The organism is uncultured Desulfosarcina sp., from assembly GCF_963664155.2.
Taxonomy (GTDB): Bacteria; Desulfobacterota; Desulfobacteria; order Desulfobacterales; family Desulfosarcinaceae; genus Desulfosarcina.
In genome coordinates this window covers 3,580,852-3,599,202 of record NZ_CAXXXH010000001.1, presented here as the reverse complement: position 1 = coordinate 3,599,202, position 18,351 = coordinate 3,580,852, and the positions used below count along the sequence as shown (strand labels likewise).

The window sequence follows — 18,351 nt, the reverse complement described above, 5'->3', positions numbered from 1 at the left end:
GTCTGGGCAGGCTTTTTCTTGGCATCTTTCTTCGTGTCTCGTGATTTCGACATGGCACACCTCCATTATTACGCTAAAGGGGAAAAACACATTTATTCCAATTTATGGCTGAAAATGGATCAATGATACACCGTCGAATGGGGTCATGCAATCGAGATTTGCGCCCGGGTAAGGATTAGCCGGCATTAGAAATCTGTTAAATTTTAAATAAACCGGTTTCCTGTGGTTGCATTCCCCGATTCCGCACTTATTATCTCGATCGCACCCCGCCGGGCAACGGCGGGGTTTGGTATTTTATCGGGAGCGTTATCCAAACACCCGGCCGTCCGTCTCGAACGGGCATTTTTTTAACACCAGCACCTATTTTCAGAAGGAGAAAATGATGGCAGATCGTTCCCATATCACCCTCTACAGCGGCGGCCACAAAGGCGCCGAATCCGAATTCGGCCGACTGGCCGAAGCCTGGGGCATCCAGGAGGTCAACTTTTCATTTGAGGGACACATGACTGAACGCTCCCGGGGGGTCCGTGAGCTGACACCTGAGGAACTGGACAAGGGCAATGTGAGCATGGAGATCGTGTCGGCCCGCATGGGTCGAAAATTCGCCCAGGCCAACAAGATCCGCAAGGTGATCCAGACTATTTTCCACATGGTCAACAGCGGTTACCACGTAATCGCCGTAGGTTGGATTCAGCCGGATGACACGGTCAAGGGAGGGACCGGCTGGGGCGTGGAACTGGCCAGGCTGTTCAACCGGCCGGTGCATGTCTACGATCAGGAGCGCAAAGGCTGGTTTGTCTGGGAAAACAATGCGTGGGTGGCAGGGACGCCGACAATTGAAAAGGACACCTTTGTGGGCACCGGCACCCGGAATCTCACCGACGACGGCAAAAAAGCCATCCATGCTCTCTTCGAAAGCGCCTTCGGGAAGGCGTGATCCCTCGCTTAATTACGGCTGCCGGACTACCGGTGGCCGTTGCAGGTGAAAAGACTGCGGTTTATTCTTGATGGATTCGTAAAAAATCGAAATACCCTCTTTATTGTCATTCCCGCGCAGGCGAGGATCCAGTGTTATCAAATACTTATAGATAGCGCTAAAGCTTCACTACGTGCCCCGCCTGCGCGGGAATGACACATCTTGATACTTTTTACGAATCCCTCATTCTTTATTGCCGTAACGATTGACACTCACCTTGTCGCGCTGAAGGGACGTTTGCGGATGGGGTGCCGGCTGCTCGGCTGGATACCCGATGGCCATAATGGTGGACACGGCCCATCCTGCGGGCAGTCCCAGAAGCTCGGCCGCGAATTCGCCGGCGGTTCTTGTCTCGTCGTGATTCCGCTTGCGCAGCTGGATCCAGCAGCTTCCCAAGCCAAGGTCGGTGGCCGCCAGGTGTAGTATAATGGAAGCAATGGAGGCGTCTTCCACCCAGACATCCGATTTACCCGGATCCGCGCAAACCACGATGGCCAGTGGGGCCTTGGCCAGAAACGAAGCACCGTGTGGCTTGGCCGTTGACAGACGCCTGATGGTCTCCGGATCGTTCACCACTATGAATTTCCAGGGATTTCCACCCCGTGAGGAGGGTGACCGCAGGGCCGCCTCCATGATCAGTTCAACCTTTTCAGCTTCGACGGGTCTGTCTTTGAATCTTCGAATGCTTCGCCGCGACCTTAACAAGTCGATAAACATCTTCACACCTCCGGGAGTTTACGAATCTGGCGAACCCCAATAAGGCTGAAAGCGTCAGCTCCGGGCCTCAGGGCTCCGACAGTCGTCATCCGTCGTCTTTCAAGCCCCGCAGCATTTCTTAAACTTCTTGCCGCTGCCGCAGGAACACGGGTCGTTTCTACCGATTTTCGGCCCCTGGCGAACGGCCTGCACCGGCTGCGGCGCCTGGCCGTCCTTAAAATACCACCGGCCGTCTTCTCGGACAAATTCAGCGATCTCATGGTGGTCGAATGCCTTGCTGTCTTTGCGGTAGCGCGCCAGAAACTCCACAGTACCCGTCGAATCATCCGGGCCTCCGTTTTCTATTTTCCGGATTTCCAGCCGCTGCCATTCCAGCTTCCGTGACCAGGCTGCCGTCCCTTTCCGGTCAGCATCCTGGCGGTTGGAAGGATGCGTGGTCTCGAAAATATAATCGAACTCCTTTTTCGCATGGGCCGTGTAGCGGGAACGCATCAGCGCTTCGGCGGTATCGGCGGTCCGTTCTCCTGTAATCAGCGGTTGACAGCATTCCGTGTAATCTTTTTCACTTCCGCAGGGACAAAGTTCCATAGGGTTGCTCCAATTATGGGTTGGCTTACTGGTTGTGTTTGTCATTTGGGGGTGTCATCCATGGGCGATGCATCCAAAACCGCACGAATGTTAAACCAGGGATCAGCCTTCGGGCAAGGGTTTCCGCTGGCTTTCCCGGGCGGCATCACTCGGATGGATTCGCCAGGTAAAGACAGGCGACAGGAGATAGAGGACCATATACCCCAGGCAAATCTCCCCGAAAATGGGGGTAAACATGCTGATCGTCAGGAGCAGCAGGTTGGCGCGGCCGAACCAGGGATGGCGGCTCATCGTCCGCCCCATGTGGAGATATCGAATCGGATAGAGGTTCATGATGACCCCGGCAAACACCATGGTGCCGGTTGCGAAAAGTCCCCAAAAAAGGATCCGCTGAGAAGAGAGCGCCAGGGCGTGGTCGAAAATCACCAGCGGAGACATCACCAGCATGGCCGCTGCAGGGGTGGGCAACCCTTTGAAAAAACCGGGGATAGGCGTCTTATCCAGGGTGAAGTACACCAGCCGGCCCATTCCCATAACCGCATAGAATACGGCAATCCATCCTATGGGCAGGTGGTCGAAGCGGCCTTCACCGAACAGGTTCAGGGTGATGTAAAAAATCCAGGCCGGCACGATGCAGAAGCTGATGGCGTCAGCCAGGTCGTCCATGATGCTGCCCATGTTGATGGTCTTCTTGCCCGGTTCATCGGAAAGGGGTTCCGTCAGGCCCAGCCGACGGGCCAGGGCGCCGTCCAGCTTGTCGAACGTGGCAGCCCCGATCATCATCAGATAGGCTTCCCGCATCCGGCCCTGGTAGGCAAAAAACACGGCGATGAGGCCCATCAGGGCATTCATCACGGTCAGGGCGTTGGGAAACACCGACAGAATTTTTCGTCGGAGCACCTGGTCCCCGAAACACAGTTCGTCCAGGCAGGCGGTGCCGTATTTGCGGCAGTACCCCGCGATGGATCCCAGGTTGATGATGAAAAACAGGATTTCCACAAAAAACAGGATTTGCAGGGAGACGTTCCCCAGGTAGGAAATTCGGAAATAGATCCATGACTCCGGTCCTTCGGGGATGTAGAACGCGTAAGCGTAGAGCAGCGCGCTGACCGGTGCGGCCACGATGGTTCGCATGCGGTTGTATTCGCTGCTCTCCGGTTCCACCCCTTGGCGGATGGCGAATCCGCGCATAAAAGACGCAAAGCTGTCCCGCACCAGGACCGTTACGCAAAGCACCAGAACAAAAATTGCATGCATCAGCTGGCCATGGGTGGGGTCTGTCTCCGACACCAGCAGACGCCACATCATACCGGCAGCGATGACCGGAAAGATGATGGAATAGACCAGCTTGTCCATGAGCCGGTCCGCCAGGGGCGCAAGCGGGGCGTTGGGCCTGAAGCGGGCCGAGAACCAGCCGTCCACCAGGTCGACAATCATGGAGAGGATCAGAAACGAAACCCCGACGGTATACACCACCGGGTTTCTACCCCATATGACCGCTACGGCGCAGATCATGCCCCCAAAAATCAGGAGAGGGCGGCTGTAGACGAAAATAGCGGCCAACCTCGCCGGCAGTGGGATTTTATCGGTCATGGAAGCAATGCCTGTCAGCCTGAAAGGTGTTGATCAAAACGAGGCGACTCTGAAAAATCAATTCGCTTGAGATCGCACCGGATTTTGGATCGGATACCCGGTGCGTCAATGATTTCATACGGTTGGTATGGAAGTATTGACGGTAGGCCGTATCCAGTCAAAAGAGGGGCAAAATAGGCCAATTAATTTTCCCGAGACCCGTTAACCATCGCGTCAAAGGCATCATAAAGGGATTGCCCATTCTAGTCAAGGCGCGAAGGGCCGGACATTCACATCTTCTTATGGAATGAAACGGTTTTCTCTGAAAAATAGAAAGGGTGCCTCCGCACCCTTTGACTATCTCCCCAACAGGCCGGGGGATTCAGGCGTCCGGCAGAGCACTTCCGTCAACCGCATCCAGACTGTTTTCCGGAACACTTTCAAGGGCGGGGATGGTGAGCGGCTGGTGAATTTTCAGCGCTGCCAGGTTCACATCGGCATTGTAGTGTCTGAGCAGCCACAGCGGGAGATCGAATTTTTCCCGGCACAGGGTCCAGTAACTGTCTCCCGGCTGGACCCGATATCGTTGGAGTTCGCCGACCCTATAAGCCGCAAAGAAATCCTCCTGCAGCCGTTTGTGGAACTCGAAGCGCCGGGCTTTGAAATCCTCGGCCGCCACGTCGTCCAGGGGAATTTTAATCTGCTGGTTCAATTGCAGCGACTGGCCGAAGGGTAAATGGTTGAGGCGACGGATCCGGGAGGCACGGACACCGGCCCACTCCGCATAATGGCCAAGGGTCTCCTCTACCTCGACCGTAATGATCCCTACCGGCTGCTGCCTGACCTGGATAATCCGGTCAAACCCGACATCGGCGCTGACGATGCCCGTTTCTATGCCCACGTCGCGGCCGATCGAATCTTCCGGCACGCCTTCGGGCATAACGTCGGCCATCGCGATCAGGTCGGCTGGAGACGGCCCCGGACGCCGATATTGGGCGACCGGGCTTTCCAAGGGGATGTTCGCTGGTATGGCAGAAGATCTGTCTGCGCGGTCCACAGCCGCAACATGAACCACGGGATCACTCGGTATTGTCGGCTGGGCGATGTTTTCAGTGGGGGCCGATTCCCCGGCCTGGGGAATGCGAAGGGTCTGCCGGGCATAAACGGTCGCCCGCCGATCCATATTGTTGGCCAGAATCAGATCGTCCAGCTTCACCCGGTGCATCCGGGCGATCTTGCCGGCCGTATCCCCCCGCTGAACCGTATAGAACCGGCTGAGCTTCTGAGCCGATTTGAATACATCCGAAGGAATATCGGCAATCGATACGCCCTCCGATTCAACGTGGGGGGGAAGGTTCAGGGCATATCCCTTGGGGATATACTTCTGGCCGTCGAACACGGGAGGCCGAAGCGCGGGATTCATGGCCCGGACCACTTGTGGAGAAACCTTGAAATGTCCGCAAAGATCCGTTAACGCCGCATAGCCATCCAGGTTCACGGTTCTTGATCGGATGGGGGCATGCAAGGCCAGGGGCCCGAAATAACGCTGGTAGTCGGATGCCACCCGGCGGGCGGCCAGAAATTCGGAATAAAAATTCCTCGATGCGAACTTAAAGGTTCGGCCGTTGTAGGAAGTGAAAATATGGGGATAATCGCCATGAGCGGCCTTGGCCCGCAGCATACCTGCGGCACCATGGTTGTAGGCCGTGATGGCCAGGGGCCAGCTGCCCAGCCGATCGTGGTTTTCCTTGAGCAACTGGGCCGCCGCCTGGGCGGCGGCAATGGGGTCACGCCGTTCGTCCAGCACATAATCCACGGTCATGAATCGCTTGCCTGTGGACCGCGTGAACTGCCACATCCCGGCCGCACCGAACTTGCTGTAGGCGTTGGTGTTAAAAGAGGACTCCACATGGGGAAGATAGGCCAGATCCTCGGGCACCCCATTGGATTTTAAAATGGCCCGCATCCGGTCAATGTAAGCCCCGGAACGAACCAGGCCGGCCTGGAAGCGGTCCCGCTGACCGATCTGACAGCGAACCCGATGACGGGCATGGCCGAATGTGCGTGCATCCGCCCCGGGTCCAAACAGCGCCGCCACCCGCCGGCAGTCGGCATCTTCTGTCAACGGATCGGCGGCCAGACGCTTCAATAGCGACTCAACCCGCTGGCTGGCCCGTTTCATTCGCAGGCGGTTAATTTTCCGGGCACCCGGATGATCGGCAGGTTTAAGGTCGATCACCTCATAAACGATATCCAGATGCACGCTGTCGTGAACGACAGCCTGGGTGGTCGAATAACGGGCATAAATATTCGTCCAGAACGTGACATTCGGATCGATGACCGGGTATAGGGGAAATGGATCTTCGGCGGCATGAACGGGTGAAAGGAACAGGCCGAGCAGGACCGAAAAGACGAGGACCCCTATCGTTACACGTTGGTGATGCATGGCGACACGTCCTTGTATGTCTGGGTTTGGGTAGATAACCATTGAATAGACAAGCAATATTAATACCACAGATCAATGTCGTCTTAAGAACCCTGTCTGTTCTGATGTTCGCTAAAAAATGCCTCGCCGTCATACAAAAATGTGTCCGGAAAACCGGACAAGAAGCGACAAATAATTGACAAAACCCGATACTATTTCGCACCGCTTTGGACAGAAGACTTGAATGAATCCGATCAATGATCATATTGTAGATTATTTTTCGATCCTTGAGGGATGAAATGAACCTGCAGCGCAACCTGATTCGCCCCTACCTTTACACCCGGTATTTCTTCCATCGAATGACCGGCACCGGCGCTTTTAGCGGCAACCGGATTCGAACCGCCCATCCCCCGGCCCATCCCCAATGGAATCCGCTTAAACAAGCCATCTGGAAATACCATGTCAAGCAATTTCACGAATCCTCGTGCTCGGTGGCCACGGTGGTATCGTGCATCAACGCCATCAGGTCTTTGGAAAACGGTGACGCCCCTCCCATCAGCCAGACCGACATCCTCGATCGGGTAACAACCGGACACTGGAAAGAACGGATGAGCAATGGCGGATACCACGGACGCCGCGGGCTGCCGCTTCCGCTTCTGGGCCAGGTGGTCAAAGACAGCATCGCCGCCTACGGCCTGAAGATTCGAACCGTTGACGTCGTCCAGACCCCCAAAAATGCCCCGGCGAGGTCACCTGTCCGCACCAGACTGAAAAAGTGTCTGCGGGATTTTGATCGTCATGGCAGCGGCCTGATCATCACCCACTTCGATCAGGGCGCCCTTGTCCCCACCTTGAATATCCCCCACATATCACCCGTGGGCGCCTACGATGAAGCCACCGACCGGGTCACCATGCTCGATGTGGATCCCGAACAGGAAAATCCCTATCAGGTGGATTTCGGGACCTTCTACAAAGGACTGTCCAGTGACTATCATCATGTATTCGCAACCTTTGGTTACGGCAGCGGCGGATATATCTATATTCAGACACATTAGCCGATTGCATTGACGCCGGTTGACCATTCCGCCCGGACCAACGATCGCATTCGTGCAGGACAAAACACCAATGCCCGCGGTTGCATAGGCTGGCGATCATGGTTATCGTTAACCATCAATTTAAAAGCAAAGGAGCCGAATCCGTTCAACACGCCTGAAAATAGGATTAACCCGAATCTTCGCATGTCCAGGAGACGATTCATGGGCAGACTATCAACGGCTCTCAAGGCCGTGCTGGCAGCCCAGTTTGTGCCACGGCTGGCACAGGCTGCCGCAGATACCCGGGGTCCGTCGACATCCCTTCACTATCGTCCGCTTAACGGCGACAGCCTGCGGGAGATGGCCCGGCGCAAGATGCACCACGGACCGAATAATATCTTTTCGAATCCCATGGGTATCCCGCGCAACGGTCGTTTCTGGCAGGTGCTCTCCTGGAAGCTTTTCCACAAGAATGCCTACGGTGCGTTCCTTGACGAGCAGCCGCTTTCACCCGTCTCCATCGACTGGGAGCCGGTAAAGGCCCACCGGGGAGTGTCGGTTACCTTCATTAAACATTCGACCGTGCTGATCAAGGATGGGGACCGGGTCCTGCTGATCGATCCGGTCTTCAACGACATCTTCTGGTTTATCAAGGATTTTACCCCCCTGGCCTTCAATCTGGAGAGCATGCCGCGGCCGGACCATGTACTCATTACCCACGGCCACTACGACCATCTGGATTATCGGTCCCTGGCGACGCTTGACCCCGGCACCCATGTGATCAGCCCCTTGGGATACAACAGCGAATTCAAGACAGCAGGCATGACCCATCGCACCCAGTTGGACTGGTTTGAGCACTATAGCGACGGCCCCCGGGAGATCACTTTTCTACCCGCGAACCACTGGACCATGCGCAACCCCATCACCGGGCCCAACCGCTCCCTATGGGGCGGCTACCTGATTAAAACCGCCGGCGGACCGGTGATTTACATTTCGGGGGACAGCGCCTACTTCGATGGATTCGAACAACTGGGCCAGGATTTCGATATTGACCTGGCCGTCTTCAACATGGGGGCCTACGCACCGCGGTGGTTCATGGCGTCCAGTCACATGAACCCCTCGGAAACGGTCCGGGCGTTTCAGGAAATCAAGGCCAGACGACTGATGATTGCCCACTGGGGAACCTTCCAACTGGGAGACGAACCGGTTCACTTCCCGCCACATGATCTTAAAAAAACGCTGAGCGAAAAAGGGCTTCTCAGACAATGGATCCCCTTGGGACATGGCGGCACCTATTTTTTCTGATGAAAGAGGGTGCCGAAAGGAATATGCAATGAAACGATTGCTTTTTATCACGCTTCTATTTCTTATCGCCGGTCCTCAGAATTCGTTCGCCGATCGCAGCCATTTCGGAACGCATGATCCCGTCGGCGTCCGATCGACCGCAAATCTACCGATCCAGGATCTGCGGGGCCGGTTAAAACGACCGTTCCGGCCGCCGGTGCATCCAGGAGACCCGGGAAAACCCGTCCACCCGATCTATCCGGGTTATAAACCCGCTCATGGCCGGCCCGTCTACTGGTGGCCCGCCAGTATAACCGTGGTGCAGGAAGCCCCGCCGATCATCATCGTGAACAATCCCCCGCCCGCAGCGCCGGCGCCGCTCCCCGAACCAGAGAAAGTGTGGGTGCCGCCGGTCATGGATACGCGCACCGAACCCGGCTATTGGGATTACGGCATAAGGAAGGTGTGGATGGGTGACCACTGGCGGTACGAACAGGATCATGACGAACGGATCTGGGTGCCCGAGTCCCAGGTGAACGTCGTCAAGCAGGAAGGATACTGGAAAACCGTTGATTAAACGACGATCCACTCGCTGTCGTCCATTCTGATTGCAGCAAACGTATTATACACCGGCCTTCAGACTCATATAATATCCGCGTTCAAAATACTGGGAGGTCTTGGCGTCCTGAACGGCCTCGTTTTCGTGAATATAGCGCGAACCGCCCCCCCATGCGCCACAGGCCAGCACCGCTGTGTCGCCGAGGCTGAACTTTCGGCCGCAGGCCGGACACCCCCGGGCGTTTGAGGTATTGAGCGATTCAAGGTCCATGATGATTTTGGGTTTGCACGAAGTCATTTCACTCATTGTCTTTTCCTTTCGTTTCAGTTGGTTCGATCTATCAGATACAATATTCATCATCCTAAAAAATGCAAACCGGGGTGACGGGTGCGCGTTAGGACCTCGCCAAGAAATGAATTGCTTAATTGGCACAGATTTGCTTTTGTCGGTGGTCTCTCTAAATATCGATGGATTGTCTTGAATGGTCATCACACCGGTTTAAGGAAATAACATGGTCAACACCCTGGGTGCGTTCGGTGCCTTGTTTACCGCCACCTTTATTTTTTTGACCGGCAACGGCCTGTTAAACACCCTGCTGAGCACACGCATGGCCGCGGAGGGGTATTCAACGAGCACCACCGGTATGGTCCTGTCCTGTTATTTCACGGGCCTGCTGACCGGTTCCTTCGTTTCCCATCGGTTGATCCAACGGGTGGGTCATATCCGCGCCTTCACCGTGTTTGCCGCCACGACGACAGCCGCGGCCCTGCTCCACGGGCTCTACTTGTCCCCCTGGTTCTGGGGGGTGCTGCGATTTTTATGCGGGGTCACGACTTTCGGTCTGTTTATGGTCATCGAGAGCTGGCTCAACGAGTGCACCGAATCGCGCTACCGGGGGCGGGTGTTTTCCATTTACATGACCCTGACCTACCTGGGCATCGGCATCGGCCAGCAGTTGCTCAACGTCGGCGGCGTTCAGGGGCAAACGCTGTTCATCATTGCCGGTATCATCTTCGCGCTCTGCCTGGTACCGGTATCCGCCACCGAGGGAGCCCACCCCAGTCTGCCCGAAACCAAGCCCTATCCTTTCATATCTATTTTCCGCCGGTCACCGCTGGGCATGCTGGGGTGTATGGCCGCCGGTCTGACCAACAGTGCCTTTTATGCCATGACGCCGGTGGTCTGCACCGGCATCGGACTGTCGCTGCGCCAGTTGTCATGGATCATGTCCATCACGGTGTTCTCCGGCCTGGCGGCCCAGTGGACGGTGGGAACCCTGTCGGACCGGTTCGACCGCACCGTTGTCATTAGCGTAATCGCAACCGCTATCGCCGCGGTAAGCGGGTTCATGTTCGTCATCGGGAAGACGTCGTTTGGGGGTATGGCGGTAGGAATGGGACTTTTCGGCACACTGATGTTCGCCGTCTATCCGGTCTCGGTGGCCCGGGCGCATGATATTTTCGGCGGAAAGGATGCGGTGGCCGTCAGTGCAGGCCTGCTGTTCGCTTACAGCATCGGTGCCTGCGCCAGCCCGATACTGGCCTCCGGGGTAATGACCCTGCTGGACACGCCCTTCGGCCTTTTCGCTTTCTGGTGTCTCATAAACGGCACCTTTGCCGTGATCACCCTTTATTTAAGAAAGCGGGAAAAGGTGGAAACCGTTGCGGTGGAAGACCAGGTGGCTTTCGCTCCCATGAAAAGCACATCACCGGTAGTCATGTCCCTGGACCCGCGCAACAATCCTGAAATCGACAGCCAACGACCTCGATAAAAGAAGATGGATCAGCGCAGCAAGCCGCGAGACCTTTGACCGGTCATGAGAAAAGGATCACTGCTGACATCGTTGCTGCATTGCAGATAACCATTGTTGACGGCGCCAACCACAGTCAGGCTCAACAGCAGTTGATCAATAGCGAACACAAGTGGCGAATGTGGTGTGAATGCTTGATCTGATCGAAAAGTGAAAACCGCCCGCAGGCAGACCGTCTTTTGCCGGCGGTCTTTGACAGGTCATTTTTCCTGCCATTTAAAATACGCAGCTGCACCCGGATGCAGGGCGATGCCGGTATCAGGACTTTCCGAGGGCTTCAACTGTCGTTGGCGCGGCGGTCTCAGGCCACCGCCAGGCGCCGGCAACGCCTCCGCTGGACCAGCCAGACACAGGCCAGCAGCAATAACGCCGGGATGAACATCAGATGCTTGGGCGGAATGCTGGCCGGTACGTAGATATGCAGAATTTCCTGATCAAAGTCGATGCCGGCCTTTTCCGCCGGGCTCCCAAAAACCACATTATCCACAAACACCCGGCCGTCTTCCACTCGGGTTTCGATGCCGATGGCCGTCAATCGCTCGGTGGGCGTCGATTCGTCGCCTACCTGCAGCATCAGGCTTTTGGTAAATGCCCGCCCCCGCATGTCTTCACCAGCCACCTCAAGCATCAAGTGGGCCCCCGCTTCGGTCTGCTCGATGACCTGCTCGAGACGGGTGGCCTTGACCTCCGAGAGGGGGGGATAGATCATGTCCCACCAGAATCCGGGGCGAAGCAGGGTGAAGGCCACCAGCAGGAGGGCTACGGTTTCCCAGATGCGGCTCTTGGTCAAAAAATAACCTTGGGTGGCGGCGGCGAAAATCATCATGGCCACGACAGCCCCGACGACCACGGTTAAAAAATGGTACCAGGTCCCGACGCCGATCATCAGCAGTTCGGTGTTGAAGATGAAGATAAACGGCAGGACAGCGGTACGGATGTCGTAACCGAAGCCCTGGATTCCGGTACGAATCGGATCGCCGCCGGAGATGCCGGCCGCGGCGAAGGCCGCCAGGCCCACAGGAGGAGTGTCGTCGGCCAGGATACCGAAAAAGAAAACGAACAGGTGGGCCGCAATCAGCGGCACGAGCAGCCCGGAGCGTGCCCCGAGGTTGACGATCACGGGCGCCATGAGAGTCGACACCACGATGTAGTTGGCCGTGGTGGGCAGCCCCATGCCCAGCAGCAGGCTGATGACGGCAGTAAAGACCAGAATGAGAATCAGGTTGCCGCCGGAGATAAACTCCACGAATTCGGTCATGACCAAACCGATGCCGGTCAGGGTCACCGTGCCCACCACAATGCCGGCCGCCGCGGTGGCCACGCCGATGCCGATCATGTTGCGGCCGCCGCCGACCATGGCTGTCACCAGATCCTGCAATCCGCGAATAAACGAAAACTCCGGTGCCTTCGTCTTGCGGAAATACCCCTTGAGCGGCCTCTGGGTGACGACGATCACCATCATCAGCATCGTAGCCCAATAGGCGGACAGGGACGGGGAAAGCCGCTCGACCACCAGGCACCAGATCAGCACCACCAGGGGCAGGAGGAAGTAGTAACCGGTGAGCAGGGTCGGCAGGAGAAACGGCAGCTTTTCCATTTCGAGGCTGGTTTCCAGTTCGGGCACCTTGCAGGAAAGGCGCAGCAGGAAGAGGTAGGCCACCATGAGGATCACGCCGACGATATAAAACGCGGCATCACCGGCAACGGTCTTGATCCATCCGATCCCGTAGTAGGTGACGCCGGTCAGCACGACCATCAGCAGAAAACCGCCGACAAAGGTCGTCATTTTCTGGAGCAGCGTAGCCCCGGAGCTCGGTTTCTTAAGGGCCTTGAGCCCCATCTTGCAGGCTTCCAGATGCACAATGTAAAACAGGGCGATGTAAGAAATGATGGCCGGCAAAAAGGCGTGCTTGATCACCTCGATGTAGGAAATACCCACGTATTCGACCATCAAAAAGGCCGCGGCGCCCATGACCGGGGGCATGAGCTGGCCGTTGGTCGAACAGGCCACCTCCACCGCCCCGGCCTTTTCCGGTGAGAACCCCACCTTTTTCATCAGCGGGATGGTAAACGTTCCGGTGGTCACCACGTTGGCGATGGACGAGCCGGATACGAGGCCGGTCAATCCCGAAGCGACCACCGCGGCCTTGGCCGGCCCGCCGCGCAGGTGACCCAATCCGGCAAAGGCCGCCCGGATGAAGTAGTTCCCTGCTCCGGCCGTTTCGAGCAGGGCGCCGAAGAGGACGAACATGAAGACCATTTCGGTGGAGACCCCCACGGCAACCCCGAAGACCCCCTCGGTGGAAAGCCAGTAGTGGCTCATTCCCTTGGATAGGCTGGCGCCTTTGTGGGCAATGACGGCCGGCATGTATTGGCCGAAAAAGGTGTAGATCATGAAGATGGCGGCAACAACCATCAGCGGCGGCCCCAGGGCGCGGCGGGTCGCTTCCAACAAGAGGATCAGCCCAATGACCCCGACCACGAGGTCAAGCTGGGTCGGGTTACCCGGTCGCTCGGAAAGCTCCGCATAGAAGATGAACAGATAGGCCGCACAGAGGGCCGCCAGCAAGCCCACCACCCAGTCCTGTGTCGGGATATAGTCCCGGGGTGAAGATTTTTTGAATGTGGGATAAGCGGTATAGGCCAGGAACATGGCAAAGGCCAGGTGGATGGAACGGGCCTCGGTCGAGTTGAAAATCCCGAAGTTGAAAAGAAACGGTAGAGGCGAAGCGTACCAGAGCTGAAACAGGGTCCAGGCCAGCGGCACGTAAAACAGGACCGCCTTGGGGATAGTGCCGGTGGGATTGCGGGCGCCGGTTTCCGTTTCAGCAACAATCGCGTTGGGATCGATGGCTGACGCCGTCTGGCTTTTCAATTTGACCATGGTGACGATTCCTCCTTGTGGCGCAATGGGCAGCCGCTGCTACCAACGGATCTCTGCAGGAAACACAGGTTGCGGGGACGGTATGGGCAACGCGCGCAGCGAAACAGATGGTACAGAATGAAGGGAATTAAAAAGAGCGGCACGCCCACAACGCTTCACCGTGCGCGTGCCGCCGGACGTCTTACTTGATCAGGCCGACTTCCTTGTAATATCTAAGTGCACCGGCATGCAGGGGAGCCGATAGGCCGTCTTTGACCATCTCCTCCTGCTTGAGTACGGCAAAGGCCGGGTGAAGCTTCTTGAATTCGTCGAAGTTATCGAAGACCGCCTTGACCACGTTGTAAATGATCTCATCGGGAACCTTGGCCGAGGACACGAAGGTGGCGCCCACACCGAAGGTATGGACGTCCTTGTCCGTACCGCGGTACATCCCGCCGGGAATGGTTGCATAGCGATAGTAAGGGTTCTCCTTGACCAGCTTGTCTACAACCGGACCCGATACGTCCACCAGCACCACGTCGCACGAGGAGCAAGCCTCCTGGATGTTGCCGGCAGGATGCCCCACCGTGTAAACGAAGGCATCGATTTTGTTGTCACACAGGGCTTTGGAGTGTTCGTCGGGTTTCAGCTCGGAAGCCAGTTTGAAGTCGTCCTTGGTCCATCCCATGGCTGCCATCAACTCTTCCATGGTGCCGCGCTGTCCCGAGCCGGGGTTGCCGATGTTGACGCGCTTGCCCTTCAGATCGGCGAAGGTCTTAATCCCGGAGTCAGCCCGGGCCACGACGGTAAAGGGTTCCGGGTGAACCGAGAAAACAGCCCGCAGGTCCTTGTTAGGGCCGGCATCGGCAAATTTGCTGGTGCCGTGATAGGCATGGTACTGCCAATCGGACTGGGCCACGCCCATGTCGAGTTCGCCGGCCCGGATGGCGTTAAGATTGTAAACCGAACCGCCGGTGCTCTCAACCGAACAGCGGATGCCGTGCTCTTTCCGGGCCTTGTTCACCAGGCGGCAGATAGCGCCGCCGGTGGGATAGTAAACGCCGGTAACGCCGCCGGTGCCGATGGTAACGAAAGTGCCTTCCGCCTGTGCTGGTGCAGGACCGAAGCCGACTACGAGGGACAGGCCAAAAAACAGGGCAGTAATGACAAGTAATGATCTCTTCATCCGAACCTCCTTTGGTTGGGTCAACAATAGTGACCGGTTTAAACAAGTGGGCAGGCAATGACGCTTTTGTTTTTTCCCTCCTCTACAAGACTGTTATCAACAGAACATCGGTGCCGTCCGAGAGCTTATCAGACTTTTGCAAAAAAAACGGAAAGCACCGCCAGCATGGGTTATCGGGATGGGTATGCAAAATCGATTCAGTAATAAAAAGGCCTATAGTTTCCTGGACCTGCAACGAGGCAAGGCTTGTGACACCTGAATTTTAACGAGCGGTGTGCAGCCCCCACATATTTCGTGGTCGTTGAGAAATTCCGATTTTAACGGTAGTCGCAAAGAAAAACCGAACGGGTATTACTTGTACAAGAATTAAAGATAATATAAGTGAATTTGATTAATTCATCAACCTTGAAATAATTTCCTGCATCTTTCAAAGCGAGAGCAGGTCGAAGTGACTTTCAAATTTTGACCCTATCGTCAGCTCCGCCGGGTAGGGTCAAGCTGGAAAAGTGGAACATCCACTGGGAAAACCGATGACCCAAAAACCCCTCGACACACCGCCAGAAAACAGGGTCAGCGTTGTCCTTCCTACCTACAACCGGGGATGGATCCTCAAACATGCCGTCGACTCGGTGCTCGATCAGGATTACGGCAATCTCGAGCTGGTCGTTGTCGATGACGGCTCAACGGATGAGACACCGCAACTGCTTTCGGCGTTCGGTGATCGTCTGCATATCATCCGGCAGGAGAACCAGGGCGTCAGTGCGGCCAGAAACGCCGGTATCCGGGCGTCTACCGGAGAACTGATCGCCCTGCTGGATTCGGACGATGCCTGGCTGCCGGGAAAAGTGACCGCCCAGGTGGCCTTTTTCACAGCCAACCCCGACGCCCTGATCTGCCAGACCGAAGAGACCTGGATTCGCAACGGCGTGCGCGTCAACCCCGGCAAACGCCATCGCAAGGAAGCCGGCATGATCTTCGAAAGAAGCCTGGCGCTTTGTCTGGTGAGCCCGTCGGCGGTGATGATGAGAAGGTCGCTGCTCGACGAGGTGGGCCTCTTCGATGAATCCCTGCCCGCCTGCGAGGATTACGACCTGTGGTTGCGCGTCGCCTGGAAGCACCCCATTCATCTCATCGACCGACCGCTGATCGTCAAGCGGGGCGGGCATGAAGACCAGTTGTCGCGCATGCCCGAGCTGGACAAATACCGGATTCAATCCATCACCCGCCTGCTGGGCAGCAATGTCCTTTCCTTTGAACAGCGTGAGGCGGCAATCACCATGTTGAAAAACAAATGCACCATCTACGCCCAGGGATGCCGAAAGCGGGGGAGGATGGAGGAAGCCGCGCATTTTGAGCAGCTGGGGGAAAGGTACGAAAAGGGTTCAAGGGGTCGAGGATTCAAAAATTCGAGTGGATAGCTCAAGGACGCGTCAAGTCCTTTTTACCGCAGTTAGCTGTTAAAGCGGCGTCCCTTCACGATAGACAACAGATTGATTGAACCCTCCCCGCGGCACGCTGCGCGGAATGCCCTGGCTATCGCGGTTCAAGGTCTTTGTGCAGGTATAGGATATGGGGTTTGAATCCATGTCTTTCCCAGACACGGCGGGATCGTGGGTCCCCCCAGACAACACCCAGCTCCAATCGATGAATCCCCTGCGATCGGGCATATTGCGTCACCTCCTGCATCAACACCCGACTGAGGCCTCGCTGCCTGTATGCCGGGGCCACATCGAGATCGTTGACATAAATGTACTTGCGGGGCGAAAAAACGGGAACCTCCTCCTGGACCTGGCATGTCACATATCCAGCCAACCCGCCGCCCACCTCAACGATCCACCCGAATCGGGTTCCCGCATTGAACTCGGTGCGCAGCGTTTCCGCAAGTGCCTCCGCAGATACATTCGGCGAGAAAATAGGTTCGTTCTCGGCAACCTCTGCCGTACACAACAGCCACAGCATGGCTATCGCCTCTGCGTCATCCGGTACGATTGAACGAATCACGAAATCGATCATCTCGGTCACAACCCTTTTCGGCATAATCAACATCTCTTTCGGGAAACCGTCCTTCTTCATTTCTGCTTCACAGGTCTAACTCTATCCATGCCGGGTCGTGATCGCTGCCGTCCCCTCCGTGCGTGGTGCGTCGATCAATGGTTGCTCCTTGGAGCGCCGGCGCGATTGCCGGGCTCAACCATATTTGGTCGTAGAGCGAGTGGGTCGGTGGTTGCCCGGACGCTTTGTGGCGATATGTCCAGGCGGTGGTTTGCGGTCCCGGGCCGACTGTTTCCTTTTTGGCTGGCCTCGTCTCTGCCGGGTTGGTAAGCGCGTTCACTATTGGGTTGCCGTCGATGGTAAGCATCGCCTGAAGTTGCGCTGAGTCCGGCGGGTCGTTCATGTCTCCGACAATCACGTATTTCGCGTTCTTGTTTTGTCTCGACGAAACGATGGTTCGTATCATTTCCGCTTGCTGTTGGCGCCGCGTATCGTTGCCCGTTTTTCCCTGGCCGCTGTTGTCGTCGTCGCCGAAGTGGCTTTTGAGGTGGTTGTTGTAAAGCGTGAACAATTTCCTGGTCCGGTTCTGGTTCAGTATTTCGGCTTCGAGGAGGTCGCGGCCGAACACCGGTTTCGTCTGGGCTTGTGGGTGTACAGCGGTTTGATGCGACGTGCCCGCCCCTATGGGCATCTTTGAGAGGATTCCTACGTCGATGAATCTTGGGTCGTTGCCTTCGATCAGGACACGGTATGGGTACAGGTTGCCTAAATATTGCGAGTTGAAGGCTTTTAGGATGTCGATGTCTTCGACTTCCTGGACGGCTAATACGTCGACATTCATGGCCAGGATCCTTTTGGCGATCGTCTCTATGTCCGCCTCTTTTTTGGCAATGACGAGTTTGCCCATAAAGGTCCTGATCCGATAGTTTTCTTGGTCGGTGAACTCGTACCTGATCGTCATCGCTGATGTGGCACCCGGCTTTTTGAGTTCAGTTATTGCTCCGTCGAAGTTGAACCGCGAAAACAGGTTGTTCAAGTTAAAAGTGCCAACAGTAACTTTCATTGAAGCCTCCTTTTCATCCCGCAACATTTCTTGGGTGTCTTGGTAATTCGGGAGCAAAGGCGGGATGTCCAAAAATGTTGAGCCTGTTTCAAAACGTCTTGATTCGGTCAAAATCAAGGCGGACGATCATTTCACCCGCAGGCGCAGACGCGCTGCGTCGAGGATTGAAATGTGAGCCCAACGCCGATAGTGGGCGAAATGGGGCGCTTTGAAATTGGCTCTGTTAATAATGGTTTTTCTGATTCAATATTGTGTTCATATATTTATGACCCTCCTGCCCTG

At 56.2% G+C, this 18,351-nt stretch carries 15 protein-coding genes; 6 read left to right on the top strand and 9 right to left on the bottom strand.

Annotation, left to right across the window (positions count from 1 at the left end; translation table 11 throughout):
* Window positions 1-382: 382 nt before the first annotated feature.
* Window positions 383-937 (top strand): hypothetical protein, encoded by a 555-nt coding sequence (locus ACHZBS_RS16330; RefSeq protein WP_394708002.1) that lies wholly within the window; start codon window positions 383-385, stop codon window positions 935-937.
* 222 nt (window positions 938-1,159) lie between these two features.
* Here the strand turns inward: ACHZBS_RS16330 and ACHZBS_RS16325 are convergent, their stop codons facing one another.
* From ACHZBS_RS16325 to ACHZBS_RS16310, 4 genes are all read right to left on the bottom strand, one after another.
* The gene (locus ACHZBS_RS16325; protein WP_319407584.1) at window positions 1,160-1,693 is read right to left on the bottom strand and encodes a nitroreductase family protein; all 534 of its coding nucleotides are present in this window, start codon (window positions 1,691-1,693) and stop codon (window positions 1,160-1,162) included.
* A 99-nt stretch (window positions 1,694-1,792) separates the two neighbouring features.
* Window positions 1,793-2,281 carry a YchJ family protein gene (locus ACHZBS_RS16320; protein WP_319407583.1) on the bottom strand — a complete coding sequence of 163 codons (489 nt, stop codon included), beginning with the start codon at window positions 2,279-2,281 and terminating at the stop codon, window positions 1,793-1,795.
* A gap of 102 nt (window positions 2,282-2,383) precedes the next feature.
* Complete coding sequence (locus tag ACHZBS_RS16315; RefSeq protein ID WP_319407582.1) at window positions 2,384-3,874, bottom strand: CDP-alcohol phosphatidyltransferase family protein; 1,491 nt, start codon at window positions 3,872-3,874, stop codon at window positions 2,384-2,386.
* 361 nt (window positions 3,875-4,235) lie between these two features.
* Window positions 4,236-6,299: a transglycosylase SLT domain-containing protein gene (locus ACHZBS_RS16310; RefSeq protein WP_319407581.1), complete on the bottom strand. Its 2,064-nt coding sequence runs from the start codon at window positions 6,297-6,299 to the stop codon at window positions 4,236-4,238.
* A 278-nt stretch (window positions 6,300-6,577) separates the two neighbouring features.
* Here ACHZBS_RS16310 and ACHZBS_RS16305 point away from each other — a divergent pair, with 278 nt between their 5' ends.
* From ACHZBS_RS16305 to ACHZBS_RS16295, 3 genes are all read left to right on the top strand, one after another.
* Window positions 6,578-7,333 (top strand): phytochelatin synthase family protein, encoded by a 756-nt coding sequence (locus ACHZBS_RS16305; RefSeq protein WP_319407580.1) that lies wholly within the window; start codon window positions 6,578-6,580, stop codon window positions 7,331-7,333.
* Between the two features lie 201 nt (window positions 7,334-7,534).
* Entirely contained in the window at window positions 7,535-8,617 is a 1,083-nt protein-coding gene (locus ACHZBS_RS16300; RefSeq protein ID WP_319407579.1) for an MBL fold metallo-hydrolase, read from the top strand.
* 28 nt (window positions 8,618-8,645) lie between these two features.
* Window positions 8,646-9,173, top strand: a complete 528-nt coding sequence (locus ACHZBS_RS16295; protein ID WP_319407578.1) for a hypothetical protein — start codon at window positions 8,646-8,648, stop codon at window positions 9,171-9,173.
* A 45-nt stretch (window positions 9,174-9,218) separates the two neighbouring features.
* Here ACHZBS_RS16295 and ACHZBS_RS16290 read toward each other — a convergent pair whose 3' ends face one another.
* Window positions 9,219-9,461, bottom strand: coding sequence for a hypothetical protein (locus ACHZBS_RS16290; protein WP_319407577.1), 243 nt, complete (start codon window positions 9,459-9,461; stop codon window positions 9,219-9,221).
* 205 nt (window positions 9,462-9,666) lie between these two features.
* Between ACHZBS_RS16290 and ACHZBS_RS16285 the strand changes: the two genes are divergently transcribed.
* A complete protein-coding gene (locus tag ACHZBS_RS16285; RefSeq protein WP_319407576.1) occupies window positions 9,667-10,926 on the top strand; it encodes an MFS transporter in 1,260 nt (419 codons plus the stop codon).
* 340 nt (window positions 10,927-11,266) lie between these two features.
* On the opposite strand, the gene ACHZBS_RS16280 is transcribed toward ACHZBS_RS16285, so the two are convergent.
* The gene (locus ACHZBS_RS16280; RefSeq protein ID WP_319407575.1) at window positions 11,267-13,849 is read right to left on the bottom strand and encodes a TRAP transporter permease; all 2,583 of its coding nucleotides are present in this window, start codon (window positions 13,847-13,849) and stop codon (window positions 11,267-11,269) included.
* A 181-nt stretch (window positions 13,850-14,030) separates the two neighbouring features.
* Window positions 14,031-15,014: a TAXI family TRAP transporter solute-binding subunit gene (locus ACHZBS_RS16275; protein WP_319407574.1), complete on the bottom strand. Its 984-nt coding sequence runs from the start codon at window positions 15,012-15,014 to the stop codon at window positions 14,031-14,033.
* Between the two features lie 530 nt (window positions 15,015-15,544).
* Here ACHZBS_RS16275 and ACHZBS_RS16270 point away from each other — a divergent pair.
* Complete coding sequence (locus tag ACHZBS_RS16270; RefSeq protein ID WP_319407573.1) at window positions 15,545-16,432, top strand: glycosyltransferase family A protein; 888 nt, start codon at window positions 15,545-15,547, stop codon at window positions 16,430-16,432.
* Window positions 16,433-16,547: 115 nt separating this feature from the next.
* On the opposite strand, the gene ACHZBS_RS16265 is transcribed toward ACHZBS_RS16270, so the two are convergent.
* Both ACHZBS_RS16265 and ACHZBS_RS16260 read right to left on the bottom strand, forming a co-directional pair.
* A complete protein-coding gene (locus ACHZBS_RS16265; RefSeq protein ID WP_319407572.1) occupies window positions 16,548-17,051 on the bottom strand; it encodes a GNAT family N-acetyltransferase in 504 nt (167 codons plus the stop codon).
* A gap of 43 nt (window positions 17,052-17,094) precedes the next feature.
* A complete protein-coding gene (locus tag ACHZBS_RS16260; RefSeq protein ID WP_319407571.1) occupies window positions 17,095-18,069 on the bottom strand; it encodes an endonuclease/exonuclease/phosphatase family protein in 975 nt (324 codons plus the stop codon).
* Between the last annotated feature and the right edge of the window lie 282 nt (window positions 18,070-18,351).